Genomic DNA, 18,475 nt, shown 5'->3' with positions numbered 1-18,475 from the left:
ACGTATCTCGGCTGTACCCCTATATCAGTGTAGTAGTGATAAGTCGCAATATTTTTTTGATCAAAATTTTGTGTAAATGTGTAAATGTGTACAAATACACATTTACACAAAAGAAAGGAGAAATTCCATGCGAACCCTCGGTATTATAGGCTTAGTTGTCATAACTTTAGTATTTTTAAATGTAATTTCTCTACATACAATCGGAACATTAGCACTCATTATAGGACTATTAATAGCACTCTTATTTGGTGCTTACTTCCTATATTATATGGTTCTTAGCTTCCTGGCACTATTCATTACTATCGTTGGAACTATCATGGTTATTTCCTTATTATCTTATGCCTTTCTAATTTAATGTATCTAACTCCTGGAGGATCTATATGAATCTTGATGAAAAATTAAAGACCATTCTAAGATGTAAAAAATTATTATCTGAAGCTTATTCAGTTGGAGGAGGTGAGAAAATTGAGTTTATACATAAAGGTCATATTTATATGTACTTCGCCATTACTTCGCCATATAACGAGACCCGTTATTACCGAATAGACGATTCATTGGATACTGATCAACTAAAAGGAAACAAGTGGATATATTCCATGACTATATAGCGCTATAGCTCTTGAGAAAGGAGAATATGAATGGCAATACCAAAGAAAAGACAAATTCTAGAAGCCACTATTAATGCCCAGGTATCTCAAAACTATCGAGACTGCCAAGAATGGATTAATGAGACCCTACGAATAATGGCTAAAGGTACAAAACACGAAAAAGATGTGAATTGGGCTTTAGAAGTATGTAATAACTATAAAAGTTTATGGACAAATCAAAGTACACATATAAAAGGAGAAATGCAAAATGAACTACACTAAAATCGATATAAATGACGAGAATATTGAAATGTTAAAAACACTATCTCATCCAGCCCGTATTCAAATCATAACCATCCTTATGCATCACAACATATTAAATGTTTCAGAACTTGTTGATATTCTACAAATGCCGCAAGCAACAGTTTCACAGCATCTATCTAAAATGAAAGGAAAGATATTAGGATACGACAGAAGAGGTTTAGAGGTGTATTACTACATAAATAACCCAAAAGTTCCTATGATTATCGAAATTTTATTGCCTAATATTAAGTGAAATTAAAGTAAAAGGAGAATCTATATATGAACATTGTAAAAGAAAATCCAAAGTCGCTCTCTTTCTTTGATTTATTTTTTAAAAATCATCCTATAGAAAATGATGTTTTTATTATAGAAGCAAATGAAAGATATTTCTTTTTCGAACACGATACTGTTATAGATATGATTAAAAACTTTACAAAAGAAGATCAGGATTACATTAGAAGACAACTGCTACTTTACAATTACTTAAATCAAGACCTAAGGATTTGTTTAATGCAAATTGCATCTGATTACATAAGAAGGCTTGTAGGAAGATATAAAAAAATGGACTGTAAGATCCTACCCTTACAATCCATCATTCATTGCAATTAAAGAATACAGAGATCTCTAACGCAATATACCCAAATGAATTATACTATAGTCCTATATAACTTGTAACTAAAAGGAGTCGAATATATTCGACTCCTTTTTTTACCTATTTCTTAACTTCTGCCCATTTATAGTTAAATTCCCCACCAAAATCATTTGTCACAATGCCTTTTATAGTGGAACGCTGTAGATATGATCTACCTTGCTGATAGAAAGGCGCTACAGCTCCATCTTCTAATAAGATTTTCTCTGCTTGTTTCATAGCTTTCCAACGTTCCTTTTCATTACCAGCTAGATCCTTTTTCACTTTATGAATTAGTTCATCATATTGCTTGTTTGAATACTTATCAAAGTTATATGTACTATCTGTTGTAAATAAATCTAAAAAAGTAATAGGATCAGGAATATCTGGCCCCCATACATCTACACCTATGTCATAATCGCTACTTAATAACAATTCAATTTGTTGTTTACGTGGCTGCGGTTTAATATTCACAGTTAATCCACTTAAATTCTTTTCAAGCTCACCTTTTAAATACTCTGCATTTCTCTTTGCTAATGCATTGTCACTCGTTAGCAATTCTAATGTTACTTCTTCTTTTCCTAATTCTTGCTTGGCTTTTTTCCAATCTTCCTTCGCTGCATCTACATCATATTTCGCTAAGTTCCCATTCTCTTTCCGGAAGTCTTTTCCGTCTGTTCCTTTAGCAAAATTAAGCGGCACAATCCCTTCCGCTGGAAGCGAGCCATTGTTTAGAACGGTTTCTGTAAAAGCCTTCTTATCAAATGATTTACTGATTGCCAATCTTGTATATTTATTTTTTAACACTTCATTTTTTTGGTTCAAACGTAAAAACTGCATTGTTACTTCAGGACGCTCCTTGAAGTCAGGGCTGTTTCTATATTTATCTACAAAATCTCCAGTTAACCCTACACGATCTATTTGACCTGATTCGTATAAATTCACTTCAGTCGATTTATCTTTTATAATATCAAAGTTAATTTCGTCTAATTTAACTGTTTTTGCATCCCAATAGCTTTTATTCTTCTTAAATTGAAAACCTCGCTCATGCTTCCAATTATCTAATGTAAATGCTCCATTATAAATTAACTGATCCGCTTCTAGACCATATTGCTTACCTTTTGATTCAAAATACTTCTCGTTTATTGGTAAAAATGTTGGAAACGTTGTCAAATTTATAAAGTAAGGTACGGGCTGTTCTAACTGTACTTCTAATGTTTTATTATCTACTGCCTTTACCCCTAACTGATCTACAGATAACTCTTTGCTATTTATCTTCTTTGCATTTTTTAGATCAAAGAATAAAAATGAGTATTCTGCTGCTGTATCAGGATTAACAGCTCTTTTCCAAGCAAACACGAAGTCTTCAGCTGTTACAGGTGTTCCGTTTGACCATTTCGATTCTCTCAAATGAAACGTGTACGTTTTTTTATCTTCACTTACATCATAAGATTGTGCCACGCCAGGAATTAATTTATTGTCTTCTCCTAATGTATACAGCCCTTCAAACACATTACGCATTACATTCATTGATTCACTATCCGTTGCCTTTGTTACATCCATTGTTGGGATCTCCGCTATATACGGTAAATTAATGGATTGTTTTGTTTCATTCTTGTCAGTTGCCTTTGCTGTATTTTTAGTTTCTTTCTCTCCACTACTACAAGCTGTTAGTAGAAAACTAGCACATAAAACAGAAGCAACAACCGATGTAACCTTTTTAAACATCTTATACTTTCTTCCTCTCTACATAACTACATATACGGTTCGTATCATCATTTTATCTATATATTGAATTTTAAGGGGTGTAAGAATAGTGTTTACCTTTCTCTAAACGAATTCCAGTACCTTTTCTCATTATATATGTTAGATCTAAATAACAAACCTTTTATTACTTTACCATTAAAAACGTAGCACTTTAGAGATTATTGTGTCAATTACTAAAATAATTTTTTAGTAAGGTACGTGAAATTATAAATAAAATATAAAACAAACACGAATAGCCCAGTATCGATTTAGGGCAAATCAACCAGGCGATTTTCACTATGTATTGTTAGTAAATCATATAACAACATATATCCCTATGTGACATTTTTTCAGACACTTGAAATATAGAGGTGCACCAGGCTATGTATGTGCCTGATTATTCGTGACGATTTTCTGTTTCTTTTCGATTGAATACACCATGATCAGTAGCTTAACCAATCGAACTTTATGCATAAATAAAGATTCATATAACCGTATTATAGTTATTCCCAATTCACTCTCACTTTATACTATTCGAATCTTATATAGATTAGTAAGGTATGTGAAATTATAATTTTGAATAAACAAAAAGAGCGTGTTATTAACGCCAATTCTAGGTACAATTTTTTTTCAAATGTGTGTTTTAAAATAATGACTATGCAGACCTCCTATAAACGATCAAACAAGGAAGGTGAAATACGTTGTCAAAAAAACTCTATTAACTAAACAGATTTAGCCCTATTTTAGAGGGGTTGCTATTCTAAAACCGATGAAATACACTTATAAATAGCCGCGCGGACTATAAAAAAATCATTATAAAAGAGAGGGAATTTAGATGAATCACATTTATATTTTATATTTCTCATTCAGTATCCCATTATTACTTTTGCCATTTATAGTGCGACAGAAACTAGATTTCAAATTCATCAAATTATACTTTGCTATTAATTTTGATGAAGATAATACTTTTAACCCATTACTATGCGGTATAACAAGTTTCTTGATTGGGTATATGCTTTTAACATCCATTAATTTTATTTCGGTTACAATTGCTACTGTCTTTACGATCAAATTCTTTCACAAACTATTAACAACAGTACCAAAAACTATTTCGAACATTTAACATAAAAACAAAAAGCCTGACTTATACAAGCCAGGCTTTTTGTTTCATAAATATAATATACGACTATCACTCTAATTTTCTTGCAATCGCATAAATAACCGGTACACTAACAGAATTACCTGCTTGTCGGTACAATTGTGTATCTGAATTTACTTCCTTTGCACGATCAAACGCCCAACCTGGAAACCCCTGAAGCGCCCAGCACTCCTTCGGTGTAAGCCGCCTAACTCTAAAATCCCTTGTTAATACTGCTTGATTACAAGCTGTATCTAACGTTTGAGCAACACCTTTTCCTACCCTCCCTCTTCTAGTCTTACTTCCTGGTACAGAATAATTAATGCTATCCCCTACTTTAGCTTCTGCATAGCCTACTTTTGTAGCTTCTTTAATACGGATTTTATAACTTTTCATTATTTACACTCTCCATTTTACATTTTCTATTTAAGCTGCCTTTTGATTAGGAAGTACAATCTTAGGTGCATCTTTGCAGGTGATTGTAGGCGATAGTCCCATAGGATCACACAGCTCCCCCCCTCTTCTCCAACCGCTAGAATTGGTATTTCCTATTACTTTAATACGATTTTGTGCAGCTTCTCTTCTGATAGGAAATACTTTTCTTGTACGCTTTTTTCGAGAATGTCCAATAATGAATACTCGTTCTCGATTTTGTGGTACTGGTCTCTCTGCTGTTGAAAAGTCTCTAGTGTTGAGCAAAAACCATTCCGCATCATACCCTGCTTCATCCAAACTAATGAGAATTCGGGCAAAATCCCATCCTCCATTAACTGAAAAGAGGTTTTTAACGTTTTCAATGAACAAGTATTTAGGCTTATCTTCTTCTTTTTGGCTTTTGAGGAGGTCAATCGTTTTGTAAAATAGTCCAGATCTTGCTCCTGCAAGTCCTGTAGCTCTTCCTGATGCAATTGATATATCGGTGCATGGAAATCCAAACGTCCACACGTCTGCTTTTGGTATTGTTCCTGGTTTAATGTTGTTAATGTCATGTTCTGTCCATTCCCCTCTAGTATTATGTATAGCTTCATATGATTTTCTAGCAAACTTATCCCATTCAACATAACCAATACATCTATGTGATGCTTCCTCCATCCCTAATCTAAAACCACCTATACCAGCGAAAAAATCTATAAATGTTAATGACAAACAAATCCACTCCTTTTATAAATCTACTAGTTATGAAATAAATGAAACAAAAAAAGACTGCAAACTAGTATCTTTTACTAGCTTGCAGCCTTCGATTTTTTCGTTTCGGCTAACCTTAATGTTTTTGTTTCTCTCAGCATAATAGGAACTGAATTACAATATTGTATTTGAATTTCTCCAAATCCCGAATCAGGTGGAGAAAAATACGTTGAATCCCCTTTAGAATCAATAATATATATTCCTTCTTTATTCATATTACCCCTCCATAAAACCTCTCCCAAATCACTAATACTATATTTAGCGATTTCTTAATTAAATGTTACTACATGTGGTAACCTGTTACAAATATTTTCTATAAATTAATATGACAATTTAGTAATTTAAATAAAAAACAGAAAGCATATTTTTCCATTTTGCACAAAAATGAGCACATTTATTGATGAATGTACTCTTTTCCATAACTTTCACCAGTTTTTCCTATTACCAAATAAAATTAGAACCCCTATACACCTTTTTACAAATATTGTTATAATAGAAGAAACCAAAGCATTACCCCATTAACAAAGGGACTCCATAATTGGAGTCCCTTTGTTAATTAGCAATTAAAAATGATCAGCATGTGAGTATTGTATAATTTCTTCCTTTTTTAGAGCATGTTGTTTATCACCTGTATTGTTAATAAATGATAATGCTATAACTAATCCTAATGTCGCTAACACAAGCTTCTTCATTATTTTAACGCCCCTTTCCTTAGTAATTTTTGTTTCGCTTCGTAACATACATCGAAATAATCACTAACTTTTTCATGCTCATTCAATTTGCGGAAGCGAACCGCTAATACTTCTGCATATTCTTCTACGAAATCCCATAAACCCTGCTTTTTGAAGTAAGAAATACTTTTCTTCACTTCTTCTTCTAAGAGTTTAATTGCTTCATCTTCATTAAGAGAACGTAAAATATTGAAATGATATACATACTCTTCATTTCCTAATTCCATACAAACTGCTAATCCTTTTTCAATAAGTTCTTTTGCAATATTTGTTTCTCTTAGCTTATAGTGTTCACGTGCTTGTAAAAACAATGCTTTAAAATGCGCTGGATTCTTCTCTGTCACTTCTGATAAATGACGAATGGCTAATGTAGATAAGTTTTGAGTTGCATATAATAATCCTAGATTATGCCTTACTACTAAAATCAATTTTTCTTCATTATGTTTTTGCAAAAGGTCAATGGAACGATTCAAATGTTCTTCCGCTTTTTCAAATTGCTTTAAGAATATACAAGCTGTCCCTAATGTGTTCTCGCACGAAGCAACTTTCACCTCATATCCAGCATGCCTTTCAAAGATTTCCTTTGCTTTATTGGCGTATTCAATAGATATTAACATACTAGACATATGATGATTTAACACTGCATATTTTTGATTAAATTCTGCATGCTCCAATTCGTCAGAAATGTGTTCTAATAAGCTTTCAGCTTCTTCGTATTGTCTTCTTGCTTCATTATAGTTACTAAACATTAAAGCATGTTCTGCTTTAAAAGAATGATAGTAATAAGCTATGAGTGTATCTGTTGTTTCATCAATCTTATCAATCGCTTCAAAGCTGTCTTTTCGAATACTTACTCGATCAGTTAGCATTCTGTATTTTAAATCTAGTAAAGAATAATATAATAATAAATTTTGATTTTGATTTTCTTTTTGTTCTGCATGTTTAATCTGTTCAATTTTTTCATCTATTTCTTTTTTTACTTCAGTTGCTTTTATAATTTGCTGTGACAACATTATTTGATAAAAATCATTAAGTTGTTGCATAACGGCTTTATGTGTGCAAACATTTGTGCTCATATCACTACGTCCTCCTCAACCACTTCTATTTACTAAAGATTACCATAATTCTGCTAACTACATAAGGGCGCATCCTGTAAAAGTAAGTTGCGAAAAAATATATAGAATATTCAAAAAATCAAGAGACGAATTCATCTTCTTGAAAAATCCCTAAAAATATATATTTTATATATAGAAATTTATACATATTTTCTTCATAAAAGGAGGGGAATCATGGGAGTTGTAGGCTGGGGGATTATTGTAATTTGTATTTTATTTGCTGCATGGGCTGTCGAAAAAAAATCCAAATAAATGTTGTTTCACTGTTGTTTTCACAAAAAATACACCTAAAAAAACAATTTCCTTTAACTCTAGAAAATCGTTTTTTTAGGTGTATACAAAAGAACCTATAATTTAACACCACTACTTCCAAAACTTCCACCAAGATTTCTTTTTTGCTGCCGCTATTTCTTCCTGTGCTAATACAATAGTACGTTTTGCATCTTGAATCTCTCTGACCATTTTCATCAGATTATCATCCCTTAGCTCTAACCTCTTTTCTATCCTTTCTTCACGTTCTTTCCGATCTTTCATATCTTCTCTTATTAATTTATTTCTTTCTTTAATATCCTCTTCGATTAATTTGTTCTTTTGATCTATACGATCACCTAGCCTCTTTTCCATTTCTAATAGGTTTGCTTGCTGCACCTTATTAATTTCTTCTATCATAGCGCTATATTGTTGTTGGAATTGATACTGCATTTGATAAGGAACTGGATCTGTCCCCAGGGACTCCTCTTGCTTATTATGGATTCCAAACTGCTTCGCAATCATTTTCGCAGCCTTTTCTAAAGTCATACCATCTTGCTTACTCAACTCTACTAACTGTTCAATAAGTACAACATCAAACTCTGTATATTCTCTTCTTCCTCGACTATTCTTTCTTACATCATATCCTTCACGTTCAAGAACATCCGAATACTTTCTAAGGGTGCTCCCACTTACTCCTAAACGACTATAGACCTCATTGCTGGTATATACTATCTCTGCTTCTGACATAGCGCTACGCCACCTCCTATAAGAAAAATTCCATATTAAAGGAATAATCCCTTTTAGAATCCATCGACGAAGCTCGCACGGTCTTTGCTGTATTTTGTCAGGATGGAAAATGAAGCGTTACAGATCGTTTGTAGAATCACTCCAGGAATCCATCGGTCGCCAATTGACAAAAAACGAATCACGGACTATTTTATGGTTAGCAGGATACGAACAAAACACCGTTAATGATATCGTAAGTATTGTAAATGCTGCACATGAATACCGAAAGAATGAAAACTGATGCAGACATAGTATTAAATAAAAGGAGAAGGACAAATTCCCTCTCTTTTTTCATTTGAGTATATATGAATCTCTATTTCTCTCCCTCACTGCTTATTATTTGAACCAGTCTTAAATTATTTTTCAATACGATATTTCTTTAAAAACGATTCCCTTATAAAAATCATGATAATATTATAGAAAAGGAGGTTTACAATATGCAAAATTCAAAATGTGATAAATGTGGATCTACTAATCTTAAAGAGGGGAAAGTAGGATACGGTTATCATGCGTACATTTATGAAAATATTAATAGTACAATTTTCAAAGGTGGGAAACGCTCTAAACTATTAACTACATTTTGTCTTGATTGCGGAGAAGTAATTTCCTTTAGAGTTGAAAAACCAAGTGCATTTAAAAAATAGTATATATTTTATATAACGAAGGCACTCAAACAAACTAATGAGTGCTTTAGATATTATAAAATATTTTATATAACGAAGGCACTCAAACAAAGTGCCTTCGTTATATAAAATTATTCATTTGAATAACATTTTTGCTCCTATAACAAGATTATGCAAAAGAACAAAGAGAGAAAAACCAAAAATCGTATATTTGATTTGTGGTTTAACATCTAATTTTAGAATTAATATAGATACACCTATAATGATAAATGCGGTTAAAAAATACGTAAAGTAAGATGATGGAGACATATTAGAGTATTTTAAAATTACATATCCACACAAAAATAATATTAACAAAAATATAATCATAAATTTAGTAACCTCCTAAATAAAAGAAAACAATGAATATACATTGTTTTCTTTTAAGAAATTATTTTATCTACCTGAAATCTGCACAATATTTACTGGATTCCAGTTACTCAAATATATTTTTGTCCCTTTACTAGTCATTCTATAATCCACTTCGTTTCCTACCCACCAAAGACCTGCTGAAATTAACCCAGCCGCTAAAGCAGCTGCGGCAGCTTGAGGTACACCCATGGCTGCTACATAACCAGTGATAACAGCAACACCCGCTGCACCTGCTGCCCATTTATTGCAGTTGTATACAAATGTCTTTGATTCAGAATTACTTAAATAAAAGTTCCAACCATAAAAATCACTATCCCATGTCCAACTAGGAAGATTTGAATGATTTGAAGGAGCAACCGTTTCTAATGACAATAAATTCGTATTTGCATTTACATTGACCTTCACGTTACCAGTTGCAACTGCTATATTAATAGCTTCTAAACCTTTTCTATACTGATTTAAATTTTCCTCAGTAGTTCCGAGTTGTTCTGCAGTTGCATTAAGTGCAAGTGTGCCATCTACATTCTTCACAAAATATTTCTCTGCTTTTTGTGCAATATCATACATCTCTTGTTCATTGTTAAATTTAATTTCTGCACTTTTTTCGTTTTGAACCTCTTGAACAGAATTTGTTTTCTGTACTTGTTTTTCATTAACAGCCGCTAAAGATGGGGAAGCAGAAAGAACCAATAATGTCGATACAATAGTACCAGTTACAAATTTTTTACTTATCATTCGATTACCTCCTAGAAATATTTTACAAATACAAGAATATATTACCATATTTTCTGAATATTTGTACTGCTTATTAAATTGATAAATAAAAAACAGAATATTCTGTTTTTATATAGATTCAAACAATAATATCTACAATATAAAAGTTTCCTATTTCCCTACTAAAAATTTATATTCCCCTCTTCATAAAAGAACATAGGTTCGTGTATAATAAGAACAGACGTTCTTTATTTAAGGAGGAATCACAGTGTATGACTATTCAATCCTACCAAATAGAATCATCTTATGTGTTGATTTACGTAGCTTTTACGCTTCAGTTAGTTGCATTAAAATGGGTTTAGACCCTATGCATACAAAGTTGGCTGTAGTCGGCGATGTAAATAGAAATGGTTCAATCGTTCTTGCTGCAACACCACCCTTAAAAGCCCTGGGCGTAAAAAAGATGGCAAGGCTCTACGAGATTCCTCGAAGAAAAGATATTCTCGTTGTGAATCCGATTATGAGTACTTACATAAAATGCTCTAATTACATAACAAAGTTAGCTTTACAATACGTACCGATTGAGGATTTCCACCAATATTCCGTCGATGAATTTCTGTTGGACGTAACTGATAGCATTCATTTATTTGCTAATGATCCCTATGAGTTTGCTTTAAAACTCAAGCGCGAAATCTATGAGCATACACGAATTGAATGTACCATCGGAATTGCTCCGAACCCTTTAATGAGTAAGATTTCTTTAGACATTGAAGCAAAGAAGAACAAAGAAGGGATCGCTCATTGGAAGTATGAAGATGTCCCAACAAAGTTATGGGGTATACGACCACTTAATAAATTTTGGGGGATTTCGTATAAAACAGAAGAAAAATTGAATCGTAAGGGGATACATTCTATTGGGGATTTAGCCAATTACCCCCTTAAATACTTAAAACAAAGCTTCGGCAAGATTGGGGAAGAATTGCACTTACATAGCAACGGTATCGACTTCAGCCGTATTTCAGAGAAATACGTACCTGCTACAACATCAATCGGAAAAAGCCAAATTCTAATGCGTGACTATACAATAGAAGAATTCCCAATTGTTCTATTGGAACATATTGAAGAAGTCTGTTATCGCCTTAGAAGACAAAACAAACTTGCTCAAACCGTTCAATTCTCTGTTGGTTATAGTAAGAGTTATAACGGTGGCATTAGAAAAACACATACTTTAAGTCGTCCGACTAACCTAACAATGGATATTTATAAGATTTGTACGTACTTTTTGCATCAACAATATACTGGAGAACCCATCCGCAGCATAAACATTTCTCTAACAAATCTAATCGAAGAAGGAGAAGAACAAATTTCTCTTTTCGATAATTTCACCCAACGAGAACAAGAGGTGAAGTTAACAAAAGTAATGGATGAAATACGCACAAAATTTGGGAAGAACAGTATTTTACGAGGGATTTCCTACACGCATAGCGCTACAGCTAGACATAGAAACACACTAATAGGAGGACACAGATCATGATTAACGCTAACATGCCAAAAGGAAGAGGTATGGTGAAATTCACTCCGTTTGCAGCGATGCCTGAACAGTTTGCTGGTATTCGTGAAATCATCAAGGAGCAAAACAAAGTAACTCGGCCGACCTTAACAGATGAAGAAAGAGAACTAATTGAGAACATGTTGTTGTGTTCCTTATTATCTGAGGAAGAAATACTAATTACATATTATGAAGATGGTTGTTTACTCTCTAGCTATATGACTGTTGTTGGTATTGATCAGCAACATAGCGCCATTATATGTACGGATGCTTTTTATAACAAGATGAAACTGCAATTTTCTAATATAGTAGATGTAAAATAGAATTAATTGATATGATTATACTTGAATCGTTAAAAAGGAGCGGAAAAAAATGAAAGAAAATCCAGTAAGAAAAAATACAGCAGGAGCAGTTATTCATAACGATATCAATAAACACCCCTACCTAAATATACCCATGATTATTAATAAAAAAGATGGACAGATTTACGAAATTTTAAGTGCTGGTTTTCACTCTAGCAATGCGATAGCAATGGTAACAACGGACGGATTTTCTACAACTAGGGTAAATACACCAATTGTGACACTCAAAAATAACAATGGTAGCATTCAAGCATACCGTCTACCTTTAGAACTGGAACATTGGGTACTTTCATGTATGCATGCTGCTTCAGTAGAGAAAAATCCATTCCCGCGTGAAGTTGCTTTTGGAATTATTGACACCAAATTTTATGTAGAATTCAAATAAAAATGATACTACTACAAACAGCAAAAAATTTTATTAACAAATGGAGTTGATCAATTGTTTTATAAAGTATTAAATATGTATAGCGTCATTAATTACGATAAAAAATTATACGAGCAGATTCAAAAAAATATCGAAGAATCCAGAGGTTATGTTTGTTATATTAATTCCAAAAAGAACTCTGGAAAAACAAATTCCAGATATGAAAAGTATTTGCGTTATAAACAAGCGTTATATACAATCCATAAACCACATAATCCAACTAAACAAAAAGACGATTTCAACTATCACTATGAAGCTCTAGTACCTCCTGATATTGATATTAAAAAAATCAATCAATTATATGAACAGTTTGGTGTTCAAGAAGATTATATAAATGAATACAACATAATTAATGAAGCAAAGGACGGTTCTTATGTAGCGATACATACACCTACACCAATTGAATGTCTTGCACTTGAAAACTTAATTGAAATTGATCAAAAAATAGAAAAGACAAACCGCTTTAATTTAAGCAAAAATTTCGTTATGCACAATCATAAAAGATATATGTTATTGCCTTTTTTAATAAAAAGTGAAGGAGTATTCACTGAAGCTTATGCAATTGCAAACATCTATGATATAGGTATTATTACTTTACAAATCACTATGACTTTTGAACACAAAAAAGTTATATCTACACCTGAGAATATACCAAGAAACATGAAAATACCCGAAGTTCATTTATATAAATCCAAAAAAAATTACAAATCAGATGATTTTTGGGAAAAAGATATTGTAAGTAATATCAACGCAGATGGAATTATGGAGCATTATATTAAACAATTATCTGAACTAAGTAATATCTCCCTTGAAGATGACCGTTTAAATCGCAGAATAAATTGGGTTTTCGGAGACTTCGATAAGAATAAACGTAGTGACCTTCAGGACTTTATAAAGCATAATAAAGATTTGTATACTAGTTATTTACTTAACGGAACAAAAGAACATAGTAATAGATATTTCCCAAGTGAAGTAGACGAAATACTAAAAGGATTCGAAGTTTATAAAAATAAACAGTGTATATATATGTGCAGCCCTACATTTTCCATCATTACTTTCGGTTCAACTCTTTTTTATGAGAAAGCAAAAGAAATTTTAGAAAATCATGAAAAGGAATCAATAAAACAAAAAGCGTACGAAAGTGAATTAAGAAAACAAAAAGCATATGAAGAACAATTGAATTTAATTTTAAAGAAACAGACTATTATTAATATGTTTGATTTTCTGCGTTTCTATGAACTAAGTTTCATAAAAAAATATTTTGTACGGAATTTATTACAAAATAATTCCAACAACCAGTATACTTCAACCGAAGACTATAACCTTCTAAGAAAAGAATTCAACTTTTTAAAATTACAGTATGATGAAGATATTCTTTTTTCTTCAGATGGTAGCGCAAAAGATTTATACAAAGCTATTTTAGAGAGAACGGAAACAAATGCACTGTTAAAAAAATCCGAGGAATTATTTAAAAATATTCGGGAAGATATCGTTACACAAAAAGAAATTAAAATCAAATCGAACGAAACAAATATTCTTGTTATTTCTTCGCTATTAACCATTGTATTAGGATACAACGGATTAAGATTAATAGTTAATGATATACTAACGAAAATTCCTCCTATTAATCATTATGTTATATTACATCCTTTACGTTTTACTGTAGCATTATGGAGTGTTCTAATCTTTATAATGCTATACCTGAATATAAATAGATGGATTATAAATCGAAAGTAATTAAAGTTACACCTTCAATTTGGTAATAAATAAAAAAGAAGCTATTTTGAAAAATATTAATCAAGATAGCTTCTTTTTTTATTTTAAAATTTTTCTTAAAAATATATTGAATGCTGCTTACTTATATCCTTTTCATATTCCTAAAAGGTACACTTTAAAGTCCAGTATTAATACATACATAATCAACGTTCACAAAAGCCTTTAACCTATAATTGTGAACGTCCTTTTTTTAAACAGGAATTAACGAACGTAAAATGATATAATTAATAAAAAAGAGAGTGATAGGAGTAAGAATATAATGAGTATTAAGAAATTCGGTTATGTGCGAGTAAGTACCAAAGACCAAAATGAGGGAAGACAAATTGAAGATATTAAAAAACATGTTGAAAGTGAACGTGATATTTTTATAGATAAAAAAAGTGGCAAAGATTATAACAGAGATCAGTATCAACTAGTAAAAAGGATGTTGAGAGAAGGCGACATTTTATATATTCATTCATTAGATAGGTTTGGAAGAAATAAAGAAGCAATTTTAAAAGAATGGAAAGAAATCACACAAGATATTAAGGCACATATTATCGTATTGGATATGCCATTACTAGATACAACGAAATATAAAGATAGTCTCGGTAATTTAATTACTGATTTAGTACTACAAATATTGTCCTGGCTTGCAGAGGAAGAGCGAACAAAAAACAAAGTACGCCAAAGGCAAGGAATTGAACTGGCAAAAAAAGAAGGTAGACCGTTAGGAAGAAAGCCAAAGGAGATTCCAGAAGAATTTTATGAAGCATACCGTTTGTGGAAAGCTTGTAATATTACAGCGGTACAAGCTATGCAGATGTGTAATATGAAAAAAACTCATTTTTATAAAGTTGTTAAGGAATACGAGGGACAATTTAAAAAATAATAGAGGGGATAATATTCATGCAAAGAAACCAGGATGTAATACAAGGCTTCTCTTCTTATTTATTAAGTAAGGGAAGGAAGCCCTCAACAATTAAGCGATATATATATGATGTAGAAAGTTTCATTCAATGGCTGCACCAATCAAATAATTTCAGTGAAAGTAATACTTTTGAATGTCTTCATAAAAAAGACTTTGAAGCCTTTTTCAAATACTTAAAAGAAGATCGGCAGTACTCTGACAAAACTGTACACCGTATATATATTGTATTAAATAGGTTGTACGAATACTTAGATTTACCAAGCCCCATTGAAGGAGTTATTCAAATAGATCCACCTGATCGGGCATTACGTAAAGAAGATTTCGTTTCATTCCAGGAGGAAAAGCGCTTAAAAGAAGTCATTTCTTCTCTAGAAGGACTTACAGAAAAACAACTATCAACACGCCCAATGATATTAGAAAGAAACGTTTCTATCGTTACATTACTCCTGGACTATGGATTATCCTTAAAAGAACTTGTTTCTTTGCAAATGGTACATGTTCATTTTGAAAATAACACTTTATCGATTCCTGAAGACTCAAAAGTAAATAGAACCATTCATTTGAAGGAAGAAGATAAATTACACTTATACAATTACTATAAAACTATTCCTGAATCTGTACGCCCTAAATATCACAGCAATGATCCACTATTTATTGCTTTTGATTTTACACGTGGGACTTATCATTGGAGTTATGATCATGATGCACCAAAGTTTCTAACTGAAATATCAATACAAAAAATGATTCGTTTAGAAGTGAAACGTGCTAATCTCCGAAAGGGAATTTCTTCTCAACATTTTCGAAACACTTATATTTTAAGAAGAATTCAAGAGAACAGCACACCTGAACAAATCATGCAGCTAATAGGATTCAAATCTAATTTATCCTTAAAAAGATATTACGATTACTATAAACGAAGCGAGTCAATTACAGACTCACACTCTCCCCTTAATATATAAATTTTACATATCTACAAAAAATCATTAAATTTAATGAAAACAGAGGTTTATTAATGAAGAAAAACGAGGAATCATATTATATCCATCAATACACTTTATTAGATGGAACGAATAAATCTATCAAAATTGAATCCTGGCGCTCATTAAAAGATGAAATGCTAGTCCTGGGCATAACAGACCGTGATATTTTTCAAATTCAAATGATAAAAATAGAACCAAATAAAAAGTAATATAGCGCTATACCAAACTAAATACTTTAAAGGAGAACATCAATAATGAACCCATTAAAAGATAAAAAACTAACATATTGGCTAGTGAAATTAGGAGAAATGTATTACGCTGGTGGCTTATTAAGGAAGAAAGAAGATGAGTCCACTTTCAGTTATGAATTTGTTAACGATAAAACATATGCATTTCCTTTCTTAGAGAAACATAGCGCTATGAGGATAGCTAAAAAATGTGGTGGAATTGTTGTAGATCATACTGCTACCGGTGAAGAATTAACATTATTAGAAGATAAAAACGAAAAATATATAAATAGCGAACCCCAAGCACGATTAGAGCAAGAATTAAACGCTAGAGAAGAAATAAAAAAAGCTGAAGATATACTAGTGTTGGAGTCTGAAATCAAGGAGCTAAATCGGTCACATAGGTAATCATTATGATGCATTTACCCCATGCCCATCAACTTAAGAGAGGAAACAAAATGAACTTTCGTTCATATAAACGAAAAAACTCTTGAAATATTTCGTGTCTTTAAAAATGACCATACCAAATAAACCTTGATAGGTATCGTTTTTAAAAATTATGCAGCTTTCTTCCGTTTTCTCAATCCATTATACTCATAGACAACACCCAAAATATCGAAGACTGTTTTCTTCTCATATCGATGAGATTTCCGGCCGTTCTTTTGGAGTAAGTGGCACAGGCGGATTAGAATCTTTGTTATTTCTTGGGTGTTTTGCTGTATGGCTTGATATAAAATACGTAAATGATCTTGAATCATTCCGATTGCTTTATATTCACTTAATTCTTGTTTCTTCTTTTGTAAAATTAATTTTCGCATCTTAAACATAGTAGAAGAACATAGAAAAATGGCAATGAGTTTTCCATAAACATGGCATTCTAATCGCTCTTGTTTAATATGTTGCCAATGATGAATTTGAAATAAGGATTTCCAAGTTTTAAAAATAATTTCAATTTGCCAGCGGAGAGAGTAAAAATTATGGATTTGTTCCATCGGAACAATCTCCCAAGGTGTATTGGTAACATATAGGTTCATGCCAGCTAATCGTTTGCTTTTTTCCGAATATGTAATGCCCTTTTTGCTTTCTGTGTACACTTGTTTTTTCATACGCTCACGAAGTTGTTTTTCTGTTAATCGATACATAATCACTCGAGTGAATAATTTTTTATCCTTTCCAATATAAGCATCTTTTATTTCATAGACCTGTCCTGGTTTTAAGGTATCCATAATGTGTTCTAAATCAACTCTGATGTACTGAGATTGTTTTTTTATTGTCCCATTTCGAAAGTATTCAGGAAATTCATTTTTGATATACACCCTATTGTTTAATTTGAGCCGTGATATGTAATACACGCCACGTTGGTCCATTTGATCTAAATCATCCAGTGAATAATAGCCTAAATCCCGAATACATAGATCTCCAGGACGCAATGTTGCTAAACATTCTGTTCCAAAGGTTTTATCATTATTTTTCCCTGGTTCCACTTGAAAATTTAAAAACTGGCCACTGTGTAAATCATATTCTAACTGGATTTTTATACCCGCTGTTTGAGCACAACCACCTGATCCAGGATATACACTAGCTAAATGCTTTGGCACTTGAAAAATCGTTGCATCTAAAATACGAATTCGTTGGAAATAAGCAATTGAAGAACTAGGAATCACTGATGTTTCGCAAATTTTACTCTTGAATAACGAAGAGAAAATATGTTTTAAAAAGCAAACAGCTTTTTTATTGAAACGCTTATTAAGTCCTTCTGGACTTATGATCGTTCCTGTAACAGCATGAAGTTGACTACACAGTCTCACTAAAGAATCACTTGCTACTCGTTGACTAATCCAGACACAGATAGTAGCTAAATCATGACCAGAAAACTTTCGTTTCCGTTGTACAAACCCTAGTTCTTTAGCGAGATTTTCCAGAAATGACGGAGTAAGATGTTCATATAATTCTTCGGCAAATAATTGTAGCTCACTTTGAATGGAAAGATTCATAAAAAACGTCATCCTTTCTAATTTAGCTTATTTA

General features: G+C 32.1%; 24 protein-coding genes. 15 read left to right on the top strand and 9 right to left on the bottom strand.

Translation table 11 applies throughout. The features are described 5' to 3' along the window. Window positions 1-127 precede the first annotated feature (127 nt). The 5 genes from DM800_RS19700 to DM800_RS19680 are packed head-to-tail and all read left to right on the top strand — an operon-like array spanning window position 128 to window position 1,499. Window positions 128-355 (top strand): hypothetical protein, encoded by a 228-nt coding sequence (locus DM800_RS19700; protein ID WP_147787416.1) that lies wholly within the window; start codon window positions 128-130, stop codon window positions 353-355. Between the two features lie 25 nt (window positions 356-380). Then, complete coding sequence (locus DM800_RS19695; protein ID WP_147787415.1) at window positions 381-608, top strand: hypothetical protein; 228 nt, start codon at window positions 381-383, stop codon at window positions 606-608. Window positions 609-638: 30 nt separating this feature from the next. Then, window positions 639-869 carry a hypothetical protein gene (locus tag DM800_RS19690; RefSeq protein ID WP_147787414.1) on the top strand — a complete coding sequence of 77 codons (231 nt, stop codon included), beginning with the start codon at window positions 639-641 and terminating at the stop codon, window positions 867-869. Further along, entirely contained in the window at window positions 856-1,143 is a 288-nt protein-coding gene (locus DM800_RS19685; protein ID WP_147787413.1) for an ArsR/SmtB family transcription factor, read from the top strand. The genes DM800_RS19690 and DM800_RS19685 overlap by 14 nt, the downstream gene beginning before the upstream one ends. Window positions 1,144-1,169: 26 nt before the next feature. Continuing rightward, window positions 1,170-1,499 carry a hypothetical protein gene (locus DM800_RS19680; RefSeq protein WP_147787412.1) on the top strand — a complete coding sequence of 110 codons (330 nt, stop codon included), beginning with the start codon at window positions 1,170-1,172 and terminating at the stop codon, window positions 1,497-1,499. Between the two features lie 103 nt (window positions 1,500-1,602). On the opposite strand, the gene DM800_RS19675 is transcribed toward DM800_RS19680, so the two are convergent. From DM800_RS19675 to DM800_RS19650, 7 genes are all read right to left on the bottom strand, one after another. Next, entirely contained in the window at window positions 1,603-3,246 is a 1,644-nt protein-coding gene (locus DM800_RS19675) for a peptide ABC transporter substrate-binding protein (RefSeq protein ID WP_147787411.1), read from the bottom strand. A gap of 1,207 nt (window positions 3,247-4,453) precedes the next feature. Next, complete coding sequence (locus tag DM800_RS19665) at window positions 4,454-4,798, bottom strand: DNA cytosine methyltransferase (protein WP_147787409.1); 345 nt, start codon at window positions 4,796-4,798, stop codon at window positions 4,454-4,456. Between the two features lie 30 nt (window positions 4,799-4,828). Further along, window positions 4,829-5,548: a DNA cytosine methyltransferase gene (locus DM800_RS19660; protein WP_147787408.1), complete on the bottom strand. Its 720-nt coding sequence runs from the start codon at window positions 5,546-5,548 to the stop codon at window positions 4,829-4,831. A 77-nt stretch (window positions 5,549-5,625) separates the two neighbouring features. After that, window positions 5,626-5,802: a hypothetical protein gene (locus DM800_RS29290; RefSeq protein WP_001030996.1), complete on the bottom strand. Its 177-nt coding sequence runs from the start codon at window positions 5,800-5,802 to the stop codon at window positions 5,626-5,628. 348 nt (window positions 5,803-6,150) lie between these two features. Beyond that, window positions 6,151-6,279, bottom strand: a complete 129-nt coding sequence (locus tag DM800_RS29685; RefSeq protein ID WP_255447017.1) for a hypothetical protein — start codon at window positions 6,277-6,279, stop codon at window positions 6,151-6,153. Beyond that, a complete protein-coding gene (locus DM800_RS19655; protein WP_147787407.1) occupies window positions 6,279-7,394 on the bottom strand; it encodes a tetratricopeptide repeat protein in 1,116 nt (371 codons plus the stop codon). Before DM800_RS19655 ends, DM800_RS29685 begins: the two co-directional genes overlap by 1 nt. A gap of 402 nt (window positions 7,395-7,796) precedes the next feature. Further along, complete coding sequence (locus tag DM800_RS19650; RefSeq protein WP_137053512.1) at window positions 7,797-8,432, bottom strand: DUF3967 domain-containing protein; 636 nt, start codon at window positions 8,430-8,432, stop codon at window positions 7,797-7,799. A gap of 109 nt (window positions 8,433-8,541) precedes the next feature. Here DM800_RS19650 and DM800_RS19645 point away from each other — a divergent pair, with 109 nt between their 5' ends. After that, window positions 8,542-8,712, top strand: coding sequence for a hypothetical protein (locus tag DM800_RS19645; RefSeq protein ID WP_179192157.1), 171 nt, complete (start codon window positions 8,542-8,544; stop codon window positions 8,710-8,712). A 196-nt stretch (window positions 8,713-8,908) separates the two neighbouring features. Next, complete coding sequence (locus DM800_RS19640) at window positions 8,909-9,115, top strand: hypothetical protein (RefSeq protein ID WP_087983576.1); 207 nt, start codon at window positions 8,909-8,911, stop codon at window positions 9,113-9,115. Between the two features lie 414 nt (window positions 9,116-9,529). On the opposite strand, the gene DM800_RS19630 is transcribed toward DM800_RS19640, so the two are convergent. After that, window positions 9,530-10,240, bottom strand: a complete 711-nt coding sequence (locus tag DM800_RS19630) for a hypothetical protein (RefSeq protein ID WP_106103025.1) — start codon at window positions 10,238-10,240, stop codon at window positions 9,530-9,532. Between the two features lie 247 nt (window positions 10,241-10,487). Here DM800_RS19630 and DM800_RS19625 point away from each other — a divergent pair, with 247 nt between their 5' ends. From DM800_RS19625 to DM800_RS19595, 8 genes are all read left to right on the top strand, one after another. After that, on the top strand, window positions 10,488-11,753 hold the full coding sequence (locus DM800_RS19625; RefSeq protein WP_147787406.1) for a Y-family DNA polymerase: 1,266 nt from the start codon (window positions 10,488-10,490) through the stop codon (window positions 11,751-11,753). Next, complete coding sequence (locus DM800_RS19620; RefSeq protein WP_147787405.1) at window positions 11,750-12,091, top strand: YolD-like family protein; 342 nt, start codon at window positions 11,750-11,752, stop codon at window positions 12,089-12,091. Before DM800_RS19625 ends, DM800_RS19620 begins: the two co-directional genes overlap by 4 nt. Before the next feature lie 49 nt (window positions 12,092-12,140). Beyond that, complete coding sequence (locus DM800_RS19615; protein ID WP_147787404.1) at window positions 12,141-12,515, top strand: hypothetical protein; 375 nt, start codon at window positions 12,141-12,143, stop codon at window positions 12,513-12,515. A gap of 54 nt (window positions 12,516-12,569) precedes the next feature. Further along, window positions 12,570-14,291, top strand: a complete 1,722-nt coding sequence (locus DM800_RS19610; RefSeq protein WP_147787403.1) for a hypothetical protein — start codon at window positions 12,570-12,572, stop codon at window positions 14,289-14,291. A 298-nt stretch (window positions 14,292-14,589) separates the two neighbouring features. Next, a complete protein-coding gene (locus DM800_RS19605; RefSeq protein WP_000023351.1) occupies window positions 14,590-15,201 on the top strand; it encodes a recombinase family protein in 612 nt (203 codons plus the stop codon). Between the two features lie 17 nt (window positions 15,202-15,218). Further along, complete coding sequence (locus DM800_RS19600; RefSeq protein ID WP_147787402.1) at window positions 15,219-16,199, top strand: tyrosine-type recombinase/integrase; 981 nt, start codon at window positions 15,219-15,221, stop codon at window positions 16,197-16,199. A 53-nt stretch (window positions 16,200-16,252) separates the two neighbouring features. Beyond that, window positions 16,253-16,429 (top strand): hypothetical protein, encoded by a 177-nt coding sequence (locus DM800_RS29285; RefSeq protein WP_000739175.1) that lies wholly within the window; start codon window positions 16,253-16,255, stop codon window positions 16,427-16,429. Between the two features lie 45 nt (window positions 16,430-16,474). After that, complete coding sequence (locus tag DM800_RS19595; RefSeq protein WP_147787401.1) at window positions 16,475-16,855, top strand: hypothetical protein; 381 nt, start codon at window positions 16,475-16,477, stop codon at window positions 16,853-16,855. Between the two features lie 149 nt (window positions 16,856-17,004). On the opposite strand, the gene DM800_RS19590 is transcribed toward DM800_RS19595, so the two are convergent. After that, window positions 17,005-18,441 carry an IS4 family transposase gene (locus tag DM800_RS19590; RefSeq protein WP_147787400.1) on the bottom strand — a complete coding sequence of 479 codons (1,437 nt, stop codon included), beginning with the start codon at window positions 18,439-18,441 and terminating at the stop codon, window positions 17,005-17,007. Window positions 18,442-18,475 lie beyond the last annotated feature (34 nt).

Origin of the sequence: Bacillus sp. AY18-3 (assembly GCF_008042305.1) — a bacterium.
In the GTDB taxonomy this organism is placed as follows: domain Bacteria; phylum Bacillota; class Bacilli; order Bacillales; family Bacillaceae_G; genus Bacillus_A; species Bacillus_A wiedmannii.
This window is presented reverse-complemented; position numbering and strand designations above follow the sequence as displayed.

Bases quoted from the DNA above. Each gene is read 5' to 3' on its own strand.
- DM800_RS19700 (WP_147787416.1), top strand. From the start codon at position 128: ATGCGAACCCTCGGTATTATAGGCTTAGTTGTCATAACTTTAGTATTT.
- DM800_RS19695 (WP_147787415.1), top strand. From the start codon at position 381: ATGAATCTTGATGAAAAATTAAAGACCATTCTAAGATGTAAAAAATTA.
- DM800_RS19690 (WP_147787414.1), top strand. From the start codon at position 639: ATGGCAATACCAAAGAAAAGACAAATTCTAGAAGCCACTATTAATGCC.
- DM800_RS19685 (WP_147787413.1), top strand. From the start codon at position 856: ATGAACTACACTAAAATCGATATAAATGACGAGAATATTGAAATGTTA.
- DM800_RS19680 (WP_147787412.1), top strand. From the start codon at position 1,170: ATGAACATTGTAAAAGAAAATCCAAAGTCGCTCTCTTTCTTTGATTTA.
- DM800_RS19675 (WP_147787411.1), bottom strand. From the start codon at position 3,246: ATGTTTAAAAAGGTTACATCGGTTGTTGCTTCTGTTTTATGTGCTAGT.
- DM800_RS19665 (WP_147787409.1), bottom strand. From the start codon at position 4,798: ATGAAAAGTTATAAAATCCGTATTAAAGAAGCTACAAAAGTAGGCTAT.
- DM800_RS29290 (WP_001030996.1), bottom strand. From the start codon at position 5,802: ATGAATAAAGAAGGAATATATATTATTGATTCTAAAGGGGATTCAACG.
- DM800_RS29685 (WP_255447017.1), bottom strand. From the start codon at position 6,279: ATGAAGAAGCTTGTGTTAGCGACATTAGGATTAGTTATAGCATTATCA.
- DM800_RS19655 (WP_147787407.1), bottom strand. From the start codon at position 7,394: ATGAGCACAAATGTTTGCACACATAAAGCCGTTATGCAACAACTTAAT.
- DM800_RS19650 (WP_137053512.1), bottom strand. From the start codon at position 8,432: ATGTCAGAAGCAGAGATAGTATATACCAGCAATGAGGTCTATAGTCGT.
- DM800_RS19645 (WP_179192157.1), top strand. From the start codon at position 8,542: ATGAAGCGTTACAGATCGTTTGTAGAATCACTCCAGGAATCCATCGGT.
- DM800_RS19640 (WP_087983576.1), top strand. From the start codon at position 8,909: ATGCAAAATTCAAAATGTGATAAATGTGGATCTACTAATCTTAAAGAG.
- DM800_RS19630 (WP_106103025.1), bottom strand. From the start codon at position 10,240: ATGATAAGTAAAAAATTTGTAACTGGTACTATTGTATCGACATTATTG.
- DM800_RS19620 (WP_147787405.1), top strand. From the start codon at position 11,750: ATGATTAACGCTAACATGCCAAAAGGAAGAGGTATGGTGAAATTCACT.
- DM800_RS19615 (WP_147787404.1), top strand. From the start codon at position 12,141: ATGAAAGAAAATCCAGTAAGAAAAAATACAGCAGGAGCAGTTATTCAT.
- DM800_RS19605 (WP_000023351.1), top strand. From the start codon at position 14,590: ATGAGTATTAAGAAATTCGGTTATGTGCGAGTAAGTACCAAAGACCAA.
- DM800_RS19600 (WP_147787402.1), top strand. From the start codon at position 15,219: ATGCAAAGAAACCAGGATGTAATACAAGGCTTCTCTTCTTATTTATTA.
- DM800_RS29285 (WP_000739175.1), top strand. From the start codon at position 16,253: ATGAAGAAAAACGAGGAATCATATTATATCCATCAATACACTTTATTA.
- DM800_RS19595 (WP_147787401.1), top strand. From the start codon at position 16,475: ATGAACCCATTAAAAGATAAAAAACTAACATATTGGCTAGTGAAATTA.
- DM800_RS19590 (WP_147787400.1), bottom strand. From the start codon at position 18,441: ATGAATCTTTCCATTCAAAGTGAGCTACAATTATTTGCCGAAGAATTA.